The organism is Mucilaginibacter dorajii, assembly GCF_024808255.1.
GTDB classification, from domain to species: domain Bacteria; phylum Bacteroidota; class Bacteroidia; order Sphingobacteriales; family Sphingobacteriaceae; genus Mucilaginibacter; species Mucilaginibacter dorajii.
In genome coordinates this window covers 207481-222524 of sequence record NZ_JANTYS010000008.1, presented here as the reverse complement: position 1 = coordinate 222524, position 15044 = coordinate 207481, and the positions used below count along the sequence as shown (strand labels likewise).

16 protein-coding genes are annotated in these 15044 nt (G+C 41.1%); 5 read left to right on the top strand and 11 right to left on the bottom strand.

The genetic code is table 11. From position 1 onward, the window contains the following. Nucleotides 1-5: 5 nt before the first annotated feature. From FHS10_RS13230 to FHS10_RS13215, 4 genes are read right to left on the bottom strand one after another with little or no spacing between them, the layout of a single operon-like run. Nucleotides 6-248: a cytochrome b5 domain-containing protein gene (locus FHS10_RS13230; protein ID WP_259091371.1), complete on the bottom strand. Its 243-nt coding sequence runs from the start codon at nucleotides 246-248 to the stop codon at nucleotides 6-8. Continuing rightward, nucleotides 232-924 carry a lycopene cyclase domain-containing protein gene (locus FHS10_RS13225; protein ID WP_259091369.1) on the bottom strand — a complete coding sequence of 231 codons (693 nt, stop codon included), beginning with the start codon at nucleotides 922-924 and terminating at the stop codon, nucleotides 232-234. Before FHS10_RS13225 ends, FHS10_RS13230 begins: the two co-directional genes overlap by 17 nt. Then, nucleotides 921-1463 carry a hypothetical protein gene (locus FHS10_RS13220; protein WP_259091368.1) on the bottom strand — a complete coding sequence of 181 codons (543 nt, stop codon included), beginning with the start codon at nucleotides 1461-1463 and terminating at the stop codon, nucleotides 921-923. The genes FHS10_RS13225 and FHS10_RS13220 overlap by 4 nt, the downstream gene beginning before the upstream one ends. Beyond that, on the bottom strand, nucleotides 1460-2356 hold the full coding sequence (locus tag FHS10_RS13215) for a phytoene/squalene synthase family protein (RefSeq protein ID WP_310504184.1): 897 nt from the start codon (nucleotides 2354-2356) through the stop codon (nucleotides 1460-1462). Before FHS10_RS13215 ends, FHS10_RS13220 begins: the two co-directional genes overlap by 4 nt. Nucleotides 2357-2468: 112 nt before the next feature. Between FHS10_RS13215 and crtID the strand changes: the two genes are divergently transcribed. Both crtID and FHS10_RS13205 read left to right on the top strand, forming a co-directional pair. Then, nucleotides 2469-4019, top strand: a complete 1551-nt coding sequence (gene crtID, locus FHS10_RS13210) for a bifunctional phytoene desaturase/3,4-desaturase (RefSeq protein ID WP_259091366.1) — start codon at nucleotides 2469-2471, stop codon at nucleotides 4017-4019. Between the two features lie 102 nt (nucleotides 4020-4121). Further along, nucleotides 4122-4853, top strand: a complete 732-nt coding sequence (locus FHS10_RS13205) for a helix-turn-helix domain-containing protein (protein ID WP_259091365.1) — start codon at nucleotides 4122-4124, stop codon at nucleotides 4851-4853. 985 nt (nucleotides 4854-5838) lie between these two features. Here the strand turns inward: FHS10_RS13205 and FHS10_RS13200 are convergent. Together FHS10_RS13200 and murB are read right to left on the bottom strand one after the other, a co-directional pair. Continuing rightward, the gene (locus FHS10_RS13200) at nucleotides 5839-6375 is read right to left on the bottom strand and encodes an RNA polymerase sigma factor (RefSeq protein ID WP_259091364.1); all 537 of its coding nucleotides are present in this window, start codon (nucleotides 6373-6375) and stop codon (nucleotides 5839-5841) included. 266 nt (nucleotides 6376-6641) lie between these two features. Beyond that, complete coding sequence (murB, locus tag FHS10_RS13195) at nucleotides 6642-7661, bottom strand: UDP-N-acetylmuramate dehydrogenase (protein ID WP_259091362.1); 1020 nt, start codon at nucleotides 7659-7661, stop codon at nucleotides 6642-6644. A 347-nt stretch (nucleotides 7662-8008) separates the two neighbouring features. On the opposite strand from murB, the gene FHS10_RS13190 reads away from it, so the two are divergent. Further along, the gene (locus FHS10_RS13190; protein ID WP_259091358.1) at nucleotides 8009-8365 is read left to right on the top strand and encodes an endonuclease domain-containing protein; all 357 of its coding nucleotides are present in this window, start codon (nucleotides 8009-8011) and stop codon (nucleotides 8363-8365) included. Between the two features lie 223 nt (nucleotides 8366-8588). On the opposite strand, the gene FHS10_RS13185 is transcribed toward FHS10_RS13190, so the two are convergent. Further along, nucleotides 8589-10256, bottom strand: coding sequence for a glycosyltransferase family 39 protein (locus tag FHS10_RS13185; protein WP_259091356.1), 1668 nt, complete (start codon nucleotides 10254-10256; stop codon nucleotides 8589-8591). A 267-nt stretch (nucleotides 10257-10523) separates the two neighbouring features. Here FHS10_RS13185 and FHS10_RS13180 point away from each other — a divergent pair, with 267 nt between their 5' ends. Then, a complete protein-coding gene (locus FHS10_RS13180; RefSeq protein WP_259091355.1) occupies nucleotides 10524-11816 on the top strand; it encodes a sugar MFS transporter in 1293 nt (430 codons plus the stop codon). 337 nt (nucleotides 11817-12153) lie between these two features. Then, the gene (locus tag FHS10_RS13175; protein WP_259091353.1) at nucleotides 12154-12738 is read left to right on the top strand and encodes a hypothetical protein; all 585 of its coding nucleotides are present in this window, start codon (nucleotides 12154-12156) and stop codon (nucleotides 12736-12738) included. Between the two features lie 128 nt (nucleotides 12739-12866). Here FHS10_RS13175 and FHS10_RS13170 read toward each other — a convergent pair whose 3' ends face one another. The 4 genes from FHS10_RS13170 to FHS10_RS13155 form a co-directional block, all read right to left on the bottom strand. Beyond that, a complete protein-coding gene (locus FHS10_RS13170; protein ID WP_259091352.1) occupies nucleotides 12867-13070 on the bottom strand; it encodes a helix-turn-helix domain-containing protein in 204 nt (67 codons plus the stop codon). A 2-nt stretch (nucleotides 13071-13072) separates the two neighbouring features. Further along, on the bottom strand, nucleotides 13073-13597 hold the full coding sequence (locus FHS10_RS13165; protein WP_259091350.1) for a DUF2975 domain-containing protein: 525 nt from the start codon (nucleotides 13595-13597) through the stop codon (nucleotides 13073-13075). 207 nt (nucleotides 13598-13804) lie between these two features. Next, nucleotides 13805-14245 carry a sterol desaturase family protein gene (locus FHS10_RS13160; RefSeq protein WP_259091349.1) on the bottom strand — a complete coding sequence of 147 codons (441 nt, stop codon included), beginning with the start codon at nucleotides 14243-14245 and terminating at the stop codon, nucleotides 13805-13807. A gap of 19 nt (nucleotides 14246-14264) precedes the next feature. Then, nucleotides 14265-14969 (bottom strand): uracil-DNA glycosylase family protein, encoded by a 705-nt coding sequence (locus FHS10_RS13155; protein WP_259091344.1) that lies wholly within the window; start codon nucleotides 14967-14969, stop codon nucleotides 14265-14267. Nucleotides 14970-15044: the final 75 nt, after the last annotated feature.

Below are 15044 nucleotides of genomic sequence, written 5' to 3'. Positions count from 1 at the left end.
GAGATTTAGAGGGGGCTTAACCTTCCCACCTTCTCAAACTTTTCAAAAACAGTTTCGGTATGCGGGGCGTCGATAAGTTCGGGGGTTAGGTCCTGGCCGGCCCAGTGTTCGTAGTGTTTGCCGTTGCGCCATAGCCGGCTTTCGGTAACATCATATATATCACCTTTGTAGGCCACCCAAATCTGGGGCTTATCCTGTCCGTTACGTAAGGCCATTTGTGAGCGGGTATATTCAGGCAGGTTGTCCATTAGTCTTATTTTTTCCTTTAAAGTACTCAAAAATGCCAATATTCATCAGCAGTAAAGCCATCAGGTAAAAATGGTCTTCAACAGGGATAGTGCCTACCCTTCTGCCCATATTTTCAGTGTTATTATAAATAACTATGGGTATAGATGTCAATACACCGTTTACAATGTAAAACGGGATAAGCGCAACCAAATAAGTTATATAGAAACGATTAAGCCACGTTGCTTTAACAACATATTGCAATATGAGGATCAGCGAAAGTAACAGCCCGCAGGTAATTGCTGTATATAATTTATCGTAACAGAAGATCAATCCCAGGATGCATAGTATAGCAATTAATGCACTGACGATGCCCGTTACCCACGCCCTTACCTGCCATTTAATATAATAGTTTAAGCAGGCATGTATAAATATACAGGCAAATGGCACTGTCAAAAAGAATAATACTTCCTCTAAAGGCAACCCCAAAATGGTGATGCCCATAATATACTGTGGATTAAATGACCATACGCCTTTCATGGCAAACAACACATCCCAAAACAAAAAGAATAAGCCTGTTATGGCCATCCCCGGCCAGATGAGCCGCCAGTTTTTGTAGAAGTAAACCTTTTTATCAAATGATAGCACCACCGGAAAAAACACGGTTAATATATTGATAAGCAGATAAGCGTATCTCACTTTAATTCGGCTAAGGTTTTATTGAGCCCCTCATTTTGGGCAGGGGTGCAACGTTTGGATTGCAGCAGGAATTTGATAATAGCTACTGTTAAATCTTTATCGGCGGTGCCATAGTTCTTTTTATCCAGCTGGGTAATGATTTCGTCTCTATCGGTAACCAGGTCTTTGTTAAAACCGAGGAAACCAGGCACATTATGCTCTACCGAAAATCGCAGAAAACGGATCTCGATATTATGAGGATCGGCACTTACAGCTGTTTTATAGGTAGCCTCGGCGTTGTTAAGATGCTTTACTTTCATATAGGGGTTCCAGCTTAGCTTGGCTTTACAGGCATATAAAGTACCCAGGTATGCTGTGATCACGCCGGTGCGGTTCTTAATTGCCGCCAGGCTTTTGTACAATGAATCAGTTGTTTTACTATTGTTCATACACACTACCAACAGGCTGCGGATGTGCCTCAAATTAGGCTCATCGGCCTTAACAACCTGCCCGAAAGACAGCAATAAAACTGCTCCCAAAAATATCGCCTTACCCTTCATATCACATTTAGTTTTTGCTGGAGTACAGCTTTTATATACAAGCCCATTTTGCGGGTATCTGAAATTCTGATTCTTTTTTGCAGGATAACATTTGCCGGGGTATAGCTTATCTTTTTAAACAATTGCCGGTAATAAGTATAAGCAATATATACACCCAGGCGTGTACCGTTGGGCAACCTTTTAATACCCTCGAAAGCATCTTTAAAGTCGCGTTCAATATCCTGCTGAATACCAAACTTATCTTCTTCGGTAAAATTATTAAAATCGATGCCCGGGAAGTATGTGCGACCGCGTTCTTCCAGGTCGGCCCTAACATCGCGTAAAAAATTCACTTTTTGAAAAGCCGCGCCAAGGCTGCGGGCCTGGGGCAACAGGGCCTTGTAAAGCTCATTGTTGTTATCGGCAAAAATGCGGAGGCACATCAGGCCAACCACCTCGGCCGAGCCGTAGATGTAGGTATCATAAGCATCCTTACTATATGCCTTTTTTTCGATGTCCATTTCCATCGAACTTAAAAACGCCTCAATCTGGTTATGTTCGATATGGTAATGGTTTACCACCTGCTGAAAAGAGTGCAAAACCGGGTTCAGGCTGATCTTATCTGTAATAGCCCTAAATGTTTCCTGCCTGAAATTATTGATCAACTGTAGCTTATCATGATGGTGAAAGGTATCTACAATTTCATCGGCATAGCGCACAAAACCATACACGGCATAAACCGGGTACCTGAAAGCCTTATCAAAGGCCCTGATGCCTAAACTAAAAGAAGTGCTATATTTTTGGGTGATTAACTTACTGCATTCAAAACAGGTGTTATCGTACAGTTCCATCATTTGCAATACCGTTGTGCCCAAAAGTACAAAATAGCGGCCGGATTGTTTTTTTATCGGCACAAAAACAATTTACTTTACCGAACGAGGTTCGAGGGTCGGGTTGTGAGGGTCGAGATAAAATGCGGCAATTATCACACAGATTAAAAACTCGAACCACCAGACAGCGCAAAAAATGCATAACACAGATAAACGCAACCCGAACCTCGCGACACGAGCCTCGAACCTCAATTCAGCCCGAACCTCAAAACACATCATCGTTATAGGGGCAGGCTTCGCGGGCTTATCTGCGGCGTGCGTTTTGGCCAAGGAGGGCTACAATGTTACTGTATTGGAAAAAAACGACCAGCCCGGTGGCCGTGCAAGGGTGTGGGAACAGGATGGGTTTAAGTTTGATATGGGACCAAGCTGGTACTGGATGCCCGATGTTTTTGAAAACTTTTTTGCCTTATTTGGTAAAAAGCCTGCCGAGTATTACCAACTGGTGCGCCTTGACCCTGGTTACCGTGTTTATTTTGGCAATGATGATGTAATGGATGTGCCGGCTAATATGATTGAGTTAGAAACCCTATTTGACAGCATTGAACCGGGTAGCAGCGCTGCGCTAAAAGGATTTTTAAAACAGGCTGCTTATAAATACAAAGTTGGTATGGGCGAGTATGTTTTTCGCCCCTCGCATTCCATTACGGAGTTTATAGATTTTAATCTCATCAAAAAAAGCTTCAGCCTGCAATTGTTAGGCAGTATGAGCAAGCATGTACGCAGGTATTTTAAAAACCCTAAACTGGTTAAACTACTGGAGTTCCCGGTACTATTTCTTGGTGCTACCCCGCAAAACACGCCGGCCATGTACAGTATGATGAACTATGCCGACCTAGCCCTTGGCACCTGGTACCCACAGGGCGGCATGAACCAGATAGTAAAAGCTATGGTAAGCCTTGCCGAAGAGTTAGGTGCAACCATCAAACTAAATACCGAAGTTACTAAAATCGATTTAGCAAATAACCAGGCCGGCGACATCATTACCAACCAGGGTATTTTTAAAGCCGACTTTATAATTGCAGGTGCCGACTATGAGCACGTGGACCAGCACCTGGTAGATAAGCCCCATCAAAATTACACCCCGCAATATTGGGATAGCCGCACCATGTCACCATCGAGCCTGCTGTTTTATATCGGCACCAATAAAAAGGTGGAAGGGATACAGCACCATAACTTGTTTTTTGACGAGGATTTTGAGCTGCATGCCAAAGAAATTTATACAACACCCATGTGGCCTACTAATCCGCTATTTTATGTTTGTTGCACTTCTAAAACAGATAAGGATGCTGCACCAGAGGGTGGCGAAAATCTGTTTTTCCTGATGCCTATAGCGCCGGGCTTAAATGATGACGACAGCATCCGCGAAAAATATTTCAACTTAATGCTGGATAGGTTTCAACGCATTACCGGGCAGGATATCCGCAGTTCGATAGTAGTTAAGCGCAGCTATGCGCTTAATAATTTTAAGGCCGATTATCATTCTTTTAAAGGCAATGCCTATGGCCTGGCTAATACGCTGGCACAAACCGCCTTTTTTAAACCGGCCATGCGGGCAAAGCATATCAAAAACATGCTGTATACCGGGCAGCTCACTGTACCCGGGCCGGGTGTGCCTCCCGCTATTATTTCGGGCCAGGTAGCGGCGATGGAGGCAATTAAAGTTTTAAAAAAGGTTAAATCTTAAGCCCGAAAAACTAAAGTCGGGTTAATGTCGGCTATAAATACAGCGCTATTTATCGTACTTTGCGGGAGTAAACTTTATCATTGCTTCAGAATTTTAATGGATATGCAACAGCCAAATTTAGGTAAGAAGATTGCGAAACTCAGAAAAGCCAAAGGCCTGACCCAGGAAGAACTTGTTGAAAAATGTAACCTAAGCGTACGCACACTCCAGCGCATTGAAGCTGGCGAAGTAACGCCCAGAAGCTACACCATCAAATTGATTTTTGCTGCGCTTGGCCACAATGCCTATGAGCAAGCACCCGGCTTACCTGGCAGGCTAAAAGCAACCAGCGATGTTATGATCAATGGTTTCCTTAAGTTCTATAGGTACATCATTGATTTATTTAACTTAAAAACCGATGCAATGAAAAAATTAACCATCTTATCTATCTTCTCTTTAACTGTTTGCACAGTGATCCTTTCGGCTTGCCTTAGTACAAAGAAAGCCATATCCAGCCCAAATCCGCTTGTTGGTACCTGGCAAATTTTAAACAGTAATGGTATCCGCGATACCATGTACAGCAACCAGCAGGGGCTAACGAGGTATAAAATGATTACTACCGACAGATTTATAGTGCTTGATGTTTTATACAAACAAGGCCTGATGGCTGCGGCAATGTCTGGACCATACACTATAGATAACAATATATACACAGAAAACATTACCACCGCCGGCAACGGTTACAACAGGTTTTTAGGAGCAAAAAATGCCTTTAAATATAAAATTACCGATTCGCTGCTATATATAAACGGCATAAATAATCCTTATAATGAAGTCTGGAAAAAAGTGAAATAGGGTAGCGTTTACTTCGCAGGCGGGATTGCACAGTTCACGATTGCTTCGTTCCTACCCATGACCAGCCCACCATGTCATTGCGAGTTATAAAATCCGCGGACTGTAAAGGTGGAAATGACGTTAATAATAAAAAGAGGGCATGCTGAGCTTGTCGAAGCACGCGGTCGAAGGCCTCTACGCGCGCCCTTCGACAGGCTCAGGGTGACCGGCCCTCGCTCACACAAATCAAATACGTCATGGGTAGGAACGAAGTCATGCTGAACTTGTTTCAGGACCCCACAGGACAGGTTTCCCGCATGATGTTTACTTAGCGCGTGGGGTGCTGAAACAAGTTCAGCATGACATTGTGGTTCAAGTTGCTTTGTCATTTCCACCTTCACAGTCCGCGGATTTTATACCTACCCATGACGTTTTGTAAGAAACGTTTGTCATCCTGAACACAGTGAAGGATCTTCTTCGTTAGAAAAGTCTGCAATTAGCAGGGCGAAGAAGATCCTTCGTTCCTGCCATTGACACATTTATAACTTACTGATTATTAGAGCTATTTTTAGTGTTATCTGCAATGCCATTATTTCTGCGCAAATAAAACTTACTCAGGATGACAAATCTTTTACGTCATTTTCTCTTCACAGTCCGCGGATTTTACCACTTATAATGACGTCCATGTAAGTTATTGATTATCAAATATGTTTTTTTTGTAGAGACGCAATATTTTGCGTCTCTAGCTATACAGAGCGGATTTGCGTGGTGCATTTGCACGCGGGAGACGCAAAATGTTGCGTCTCTACACAAGCGCGTTAACGATGTCATCACTGTTTTTTTCAGGTTACCCTGATGGATACTCGCAATGACATAGCTTTATACCGTCATTCTACCTTCAGGGTCTCGCTAAATTTTACAATTCGGCATAACAGAGGGGAGAAGGCAAACTAAAAAACCCGCCTAAAAAGCGGGTTTTTCATTATATATGGTTGAGTTTATGCTCTTAGTTTTCTGCGTAAACGGGTTTTGCAATTCCGTTATCGTATGCTTTTAAACTTTTCTTTAAAAGCTTACGGGCTACGTGAATGCGGGTTTTAACTGTACCGATTGGAATATCCAGGTGATCGGCAATTTCGTGGTATTTATGGCCTTCAAAGTACATGGTGAAGGGTATATAATAATCTCCAGGCAGCCTGTCTAAAGCTCTTTTGATATCGTCCATCACAAATTTGGCTTCGCCTTGATTTTTTGTTGAGCTGAATACCAGGTTTGGAGATGAAATTTCATCGCTTTTGGTAACAAAAGTGCTCATTTTAACAAAACGGCGGTAGTTGTTGATGAATGTATTTTTCATGATGGTATATAGCCATCCTTTTAAATTTGTGCCTTCTTTAAACTTATTGTAATAAGTTATGGCTTTCAACATTGTATCCTGAACAAGGTCGTTAGCATCGTCTGCGTCATGCGTAAAGTGTAAAGCGTAAGACCTTAATGAAGTAGCTTGACGTAATACCAGGGTGTTAAACTCAATCTTTGTCATTTTATTAATGTTTTGTGTTAACAGTTAGGCAAGCATGATGCCACATACTGTATTCTTTACCACACAAATAACAGTTAAACACAAAAAATCGCGAACAAAACAATCGTGTAAAATTTACACTTTGATTACATTTAACAAACTGATAAACAAGTCATTAAATAGATATAAAAAGCGAGTTATAAAGAAGCCAAAAAGTTTGTTTGTAACAGAAATGTTATCGAAAACAGATGAAAACAAAATGAAATGTTTAGTTAAAATTTAAATTATTAACTAATAATATTCACCTCGCGTTGTAGTGTAACGCCAAATTTAGCGTACACACTGTCTATAATTTGCGACGAAAAGTTGTACACTTCCTGTCCGGTGGCCCCGCCATGGTTCACTAATACCAGCGCCTGGTTCTTCCAGGTACCTGTGTTGCCAACGGTTTTTCCTTTCCAGCCACATTGTTCAATTAACCATCCGGCAGCTAATTTTACCTTTCCATCAGCGGCGGGATAGTTTACCACATCGGGAAAGTTAGCCAGCACAGCTTCAAACTCCGGCTTACTAATCACCGGATTTTTAAAGAAACTGCCGGCATTACCAATGGTTGAAGGATCGGGCAGTTTGGATACCCGGATGTACGATACAACCTGCGATACATCTTTTATAGTAGGCGATGTAATACCACGATTGGCCAGTTCCTGCCCTATAGCACCATATTGTGTATTGATATTAGGCGTAAGCGATAAATGGAATTTTACCGATACAATAATATATTGTTCTTTTAACTCACTTTTAAAAACACTTTCACGGTAGCCAAATTTGCAATCGGCTTTGGTAAAAGTTTTAAAAGTGCCGGTAGCTATTTCAAAAGCACGACAACTTACAAAGGCATCTTTTAGCTCAACCCCGTAAGCGCCGATGTTTTGAATAGGCGATGCCCCAACCGAACCCGGGATAAGGCTCAGGTTTTCGATACCTGCGTAACCACGGGCAACACAAAAATTTACCAGATCGTTCCATACCTCACCGCCGCCGGCTTCCACAAATACATCATCATGACTGATACGATGTTCAATACCGCGAATGTTCATGCGGATTACCAGGCCGTCAAAATTGGCCACCAGCAGCATATTGCTTCCCCCTCCTAAAACCAGGCGTTGGGTTTGTTGCCATTGCTCATCTGCAAAAAGCTCCACCAGGTCATCTTCGTGGGCTATCTCTACAAAATATCTCGCTTTGGTATCAATGCCAAAAGTGTTAAAGTGTTTAAGGGATACGTTTTCCTGTATTTGCAGCATGAGGTCTTTAATTTCGGATGTCGGATTTTCGATATCGGATTTAGCGCGAATTTCGGAATTTTAATTTGGATGCGTTTATGACTTTTGAATTTGTGTGTGCACGGAGAAGAAACAGGGCGCAGACGACTCACCCCGACGAGGCTTTGCCCGTCTGCCCCTCTCTCCGACTGCGTCGCATAGAGGGGTGGGGAAATTTATTTTTTTAAGCAAAATTGCATAGGAGGGTGTAAAAACTTTTTCTTAACCCTCTATGCGGCGCAACCGGAGAGAGGGTCGCCGGCGGAGCCTGGCGGGGTGAGTCGTCTTCGCCGTACTCAACGTTTAGGGTTATTTTATTAATTTCACTTATGTCATCAATAATCGATCTATGCCGGCTATTAAGACAGCAGGAAACCCCTGCCGAAAAACTTTTATGGCAACATCTACGGAACAGAAACCTGAACAACAAAAAGTTTTTGAGACAATTTGCAATTTGTGTTCAATCAAGCATCAGAGGCAACATATATTACATTCCCGATTTTTATTGTGCCGAGCATAAATTAGTTATTGAAGCAGATGGCCCTATTCATTTATTGAAAAAAGACTATGACCAAAACCGGAACGAAGTACTGGCAGCTATGGGATTAAAAATTCTGCGGTTTAAAAACGAAGATATTTTAAACGATACAGCGTCAGTTCTGAACGGGATTGCGAAATACTTATAAGATGTTGAGTATAATGCAGACGACTCACCCCGAACATCGCTACGCTCGTTCTGCCTCTCTCTCCGGCTGCGCCGCATAGAGGGGCGGGAGAAGTCTTTAGCTTATTTTTTTAAGCCCTCTTTGCGGCATTAGCCGGAGAGAGGGCGGTCCAGCGAAGCGTAGACCGGGTGAGTCGTCCCTCGGTTAGTTTTCATCACGCCATCTCACAACAAGCAAAACTTCCCTACTTTCCCATCAACACCAAATAGTAATGCGTAAGTACCGATGCCCGTTCGTCCTCTATCAAAAAAGGAAGCGTCATATTTTCATTGGAATAATGGTCAAATGATTTTATCACCTTAAAAGAAATATGATCACGTAGCAAGGCGATCTTAACGTCCTCGTTAATCAATGTTAATACGTTTTGTTGTTTTTCGGCCTGCGCCTCATCCATAAACGTAACGGGTGCCTGCATATAAAACTCAAAAGCGTTTTTAACTTCAAATGCCGCAATCACTTTTTGATTGGGGTAGTTTTGGTTAATGTATTGGGCAGCCTGCACATCGCCTTTATATTTTACCAATATTGGGTAAACTATAAAAATAAGATAGGCATTTACAAAAATGCTTACACAGCAGGTAAATAAAAACAATGCCCTGATGCCTGCACCGTTGCTTTTGTATACGTACCACGTGCATAATACAAGCCCGACAAGCATACTTAAAAACAGCAGCCAGCCCTCGGGCTCAAAAACAAAATTCAGCACAAAAATAGTGGCTATAAGCAATGCCGCTATAGTATACTGTGTAATGCTGAAAAAACGGCTCTGGTTACTGTCTATGATCTGCTTTACAAACCTTGCCGTTATAATGGCCAAAAACGGGAACAGGATATTGGTATAAAAAGGCAGCTGAAATTTAGAGATGGAGAAAATGAGCAGCATAATAAAAGCCCCGCTAACCGTAACGTACTCTGGCATTACGACGCCTTTTATAAGGTTTTTGATGCTTTTGAAGATGCAGCAATATAATACGATACTCCAGGGTGCAAAGGCCCAAAGCAGGGTATGCAAAAAGAAAAACACATCGCCATGCGTGTTTTTAATAACGGCGGTATTACTAAAACGCCCAAACTGGCTATCCCACAAAAACCAATGAATGCCAGATACACCTGGGTGCCCAAATATTATTTTTTCTGGATGCAGATCAAACTGCACATATAGCGTATAGATCTCGGGTAGGGTAAACAACAACACCAGTACCGCGGCCAGCAACCATTTCCAGGCAAATAGGGATTTGATGTCCTTTTTAAAAATGTAATCGCCAATAATGGCAAAACCGATGGGGATAAGCAGATAGATGCCCTTGGTCATCACTGCGCAGCCTGTAAATAGTGATGCCAATAATATATCGCCCCAGTTAAAACGTTCTTTAACTTTATAAAAGTGATAAACGGCGCCCATCAGTAATCCCATAATATAAGGCTCGGCCCGGATATCGGTATTTGACATCACCACGTGTTGCGCGGTAAGCAGGATCAATATGGCGATGATAGCCGTTTCGGTACCATAAAACTTTTGAGCAAGCTTATAGGTATAAGCAACCGACATAAAGAAAAACAGCAATGCCGGTATTTTATAGGCAATAGTATTAATACCAAACACCTTAAAGCTAAGGGCCGCCATCCAAAACGGAAAATGCGGTTTATCGAGCCAATCGCCACCATGGTAAATAAGATCGGTAAAATTACTGGTTTGGGCCATGGTGCGGGCCAGCATGCTGTACAGGCTGGGATCATCTGTAAAATATTTTACGCCGATGCCCGCCACATTGATCAGTATGGCTAATACCAGTACGAATAAATAGGGCTTTTTTTGTATCGAAAACCGGGGCATTGTCAAGCTATCCGCCATAAAACATTGCGATAAAACATTTACTTTATATATTTACTAATAGCGCATGCTAAAGCAGGCTTTTTAACCCTCACCTGTCAACAATGTTTCGATAACCCTTTAACGAATGAATGGCTACCAAATTATAGATCAAATACATACTTAATTTAAAGTTATTGTTAACTAAAAATGTTTTATTTAACAATTTTCAATTTGGCAATATAATTTATCGGCTTTTTTAATTATTTTAGAAACTTCATTAACTTATTAACAATTTAACTAAAAGATATGACATCCGTCAGCATTCCCGAAAAGCCAATACAAAAAAAATCGGCCATTAACCCTATCATCATTATAGGTGCCTTATTTTTCATTTTCGGGTTTGTAACCTGGCTTAACTCGGTATTGATCCCATATTTAAAGATAGCCTGTCAGCTAAACAATTTTGAATCGTACCTGGTAACAAGCGCGTTTTACATAGCTTACCTGTTGATGGCCAAACCATCGGCATGGGTGCTTAAGCTGTGTGGCTTTAAAAACGGGATGGCTGTAGGTTTAGTAGTTATTGCATTGGGTGCCTTGATATTTATCCCGGCGGCCCTTACCCGGGTTTATTCCGTTTTCCTGGTGGGCCTATTTGTGCAGGGCACCGGGCTGGCTATATTACAATCGGCATCAAACCCTTATATTACCATTATTGGCCCGCCCGAAGGTGCTGCCAAGCGCATGAGCATCATGGGTATTTTCAATAAATGCGCTGGTGTATTGGCTCCTATAGCCCTTGGCGCGCTGGTATTAGCTAATATTGACAGCTTTAATGCAACCTTGCTGAAACTGGATGCCGCTCAAAAAGTGATAGCTTTAAACGGCTTGGCATCGCGGGTTATATTGCCTTATGTAATCATTGTAGTAGTATTAGCTGTATTAGCTGTGCTGATCTATTTTTCGGGATTACCAGAAATTGATACCGAACATGAGGATGAGGCCGTAGCGGCGGCAAACTCGGGCAAGGATAGCATTTTCCAGTTTCCGCATTTAATATTAGGCGTGTTGGCTTTGTTCTTTTACGTAGGCGCCGAAGTAATAGCCGGCGACTCGATCATCGGCTATGGCACGGCAAGCCATATCCCGCTATCAACAGCCAAATACTTTGCATCGGGCACATTGATCTGCATGGTGATTGGTTATTTTGCAGGGATCCTGTTTATTCCACGTTATATCAGTCAGCAAAAGGCATTGGTATACTCGGCCATATTGGGTGTGGTACTTACCGGTTTGGCATTGGTTACGCCAATATATGTATCTATAGGTTGCATAGCGCTTTTAGGGTTGGCAAATGCCTTGATGTGGCCTGCCATTTGGCCATTAGCCTTATCAGGCCTGGGCAGGTTTACAAAAATAGGTTCATCGCTGTTAGTAATGGGTATTGCGGGCGCGGCGGTTTTTCCGCCATTATACGGCTTATTGGTTGATAAATTATCGGCCCAGGAAGCATACATGATGCTGATCCCTATTTACCTGTTTATTCTTTATTTTTCAACCATCGGATACAAAAAAGGCAAACATGTTATAGCGGTATAAGCTATTACAGCTACCAGGGGAATCGCTTTTAAAGATTTGCATAGCAACAGGTAGCTCCTATGGAGCAAAAAAGCATAAATTAATTTTTCTACAAATAGGTAGCCGCTATGCGGCATCGAACATTTAATAAGCGGGAAGAGTGCCGCATAGCGGCTACCTGTTTGTAGTAAGAAAAAGAACCAGACAAGATGCCGCATAGCGGCTACCCATTGTGCTCATTGAATGATGTTACCTTATGCGGAACTGTTAAAAGCGATTTCCCTTTTTTATACTTCAAGTCACTTTAATAAGGCAGCGATATTGACTATATTGCTGCCTTATTAGTTTTACCTTATCCATGAAAATAAGACTGAATTACTGGCAGTTGCTGCTATTATTTTCGCCTTTTTTTGTTGCACTTGCTTACATGTGTATACCACCCGCAACGTTAGCAGTTTACCATGTTAATAGCGGAATGGTAGCCATAGCAGTATGCAGTGATGTTTTTATTGCCATATGGTACCAGGTATACCTGGTTGTGGTTTTCAATAAAAGCGTAAAGGGTTCTGTTTGGGTTACCATAAACAACATAGTAGCAGTTTTAGGAACACTTATTTTCATAATTACATTTGTTTATATGGCCTTAGAAGAATTTAGCGGTCCGCGCCGACTGGGGCCAACACATAGCAGCTACGCATCATGGGGTGTTATGTTTGTGGGAGTAGATTTATTGCATTTATTTATAACGTTCTTTTTAATCAATAACCTCTACGTATCATTCAAAACCCAAAAGATAAAAGATCCGGCTTTACTTGAAAGGATTTCAAATGACTTTGGTGAGCCTATGAAAAAGTTATTGATAACATCGTTGTTTGTAACAACAGGGAGCTTTGTTATAGCTATCGCTATAATGATTATTAAAACGAGATTTTGGCAAAGTTGATATCATTTGCTGATAATGCATATTTTCTGAATCTGATTTTTTTGAATTAAGGAATTTTTAAAACTTCAAAAAGAACACAAACTTTGCACATTCAAGCAATTCGGTTCCGGTTCAGATCCAGTTTATTATTATTTGGTATACTCTAATATATCTCCAGGCTGGCAATCCAACACTTTGCAAATGGCTTCAAGCGTACTAAAGCGCACTGCTTTTGCTTTACCGGTTTTAAGAATGGATAGATTGGCAAGCGTAAGATCTACCTTTTCTGAGAGTTCATTTAACGACATTTTTCTTTTGGCCATCATCACATCCAGGTTCACAACAATTGGCATAATTATACGGTTAGCTCGTTTTCTGATTGAATTTCAACGCCTTTTTTAAATATCTGTGCCATCACAAATACCACACCAGCCAGGAAAATAAACTCGCCCGAAACCAGATTTCCCTGCGGCCCTTCAGTTTTATTTTGCAACCACGCTGTATAGGCGTTTGAAAGCATCACCACGCCCCAAAGTACAATAATCAAATAACTAACCTTTTCCAGCAATCTTGATATCTCCATAGTAAACGGACTGGTCATTTTTATTTTAGATAGCACCTTGATTACCAGGAATGCGATATACGCCTTGATAATTAATAAAGCAGACATAAATGCAATGGTTAATGTATAGTATTCAAAACTAAATTGCATCAATGGAAGCAGGGTTGCGCCCATATATAATTTGGAGGCAATCTGCGGGTTTATGGCAGTTATGGCGTACGATACCATAATAGTACCGGCCTCTACCATTAAGCCGATATATACTATCCAACACAGTACATTCATTATGGTGAGGATTTGTTCTGTTCTTGTTTTCATTTTATCTGCAATTGAATTGACAAAACAATTATAGATAATTTTTATTGATAAACAATAAAAATAAATTAATTTTCAATAAATAAGATCAAGCTATACGCAAACAGAAAATGAATAGTTTTAGAAAGGGGACTCCTATGAAGCCTAAAAGCAAGACATACATTTTGGCTATAAACATGGTACTCTTGCTGAGTTTCAAAGATTCGGACTTTACTTCCTAAACCACTTCCTCCCCACCACCAACAACCCAAATTCCTGGGCAGGCTTTTTCTCCATTGATTTATGATGAATTTTATGTGCCCGGCGGATGGCCATTAAATAGCGGTGATTGCTTTTAAAAGCTTTGAAGCGGTTATGAATAAACCAATCGTGAAAAACAAAATAGATGTTGCCATAAATGCTGATGCCAATGCCTACCCACAGCCGGTAATCTAAAGTATAATGCCCAACCCAGATGAGCCATAAAGCAAACGCCGCAAAGCCTATGCTGAAAATATCGTTCAATTCTAAAAAACCGTGTCGTTCCTGGTGATGTGTTTTATGGATAAACCAAAGCGGGCCATGAAAGAGGTACTTGTGCATTGCCCAGGAGAGGAGTTCCATGGTGGCGATGGTGGCAATTACTGTAATTATATCGATGATAACCTGCATCGTAGTAAAATACGTCCCACTATCTAAATTGTTTAATTAATTCTAATTCCGCTTGCTCACTTTTAAAATCACCAAATCTTCTATTACCAATATTAAGATGACGATAAGTGGGATGCGTTAGAAAAACAACATTTGTTTTGAAGCCATCTACGCCGACGAAAGAAATACTTTCAAATGCTGATAGCTTTTCTTGATCTAACTTTTTGTAAGACTTTATTTTAGAGATTGCTGATAATTCGACAGATACCGTAGCCATAAATCCCAGCAAATGAAGCCCCAATACTAAAATCAACTTGGGCTTTTGTATTTCAATCTGTTTGATCAAAAAGCTCTTGCAATCACTTAGATATTCTGGATAATCAAAAGCCGGACTTTTACCTATTGCACTACCCTCACGTCTTACTCCCATTATGGCGTTTGTAAAAAAGCATTCTTCTTTTTCTATCCCATAAAAAGAAAGCATCTTACATAAATTCTTCCATGTTAAGGCGGTCATATTTTCATTACCGCGTATAATTGACAAATTGTAATCTCTTTCCGCGCCAAAGTCATGGCCTAAGATCATAATTGGTTTATTGGATATTTGCATATCATCTTTGCGCCATAATCCACGCGCACCAGGAAAAAACCCAACCCCTGAAATTTCGCATTGTACTTTTGTAAATATAGGTGGATAAGAGTTAATCTTTTCTAACTCTGATTTTAGAAGTTCAATATCAGTCATAGCTATTGGGTTTAGGATAATTTTTTAAAGGTAACAAAAAAGACAGCCACCGAAGTAGCTGTCTTAATTATTCAA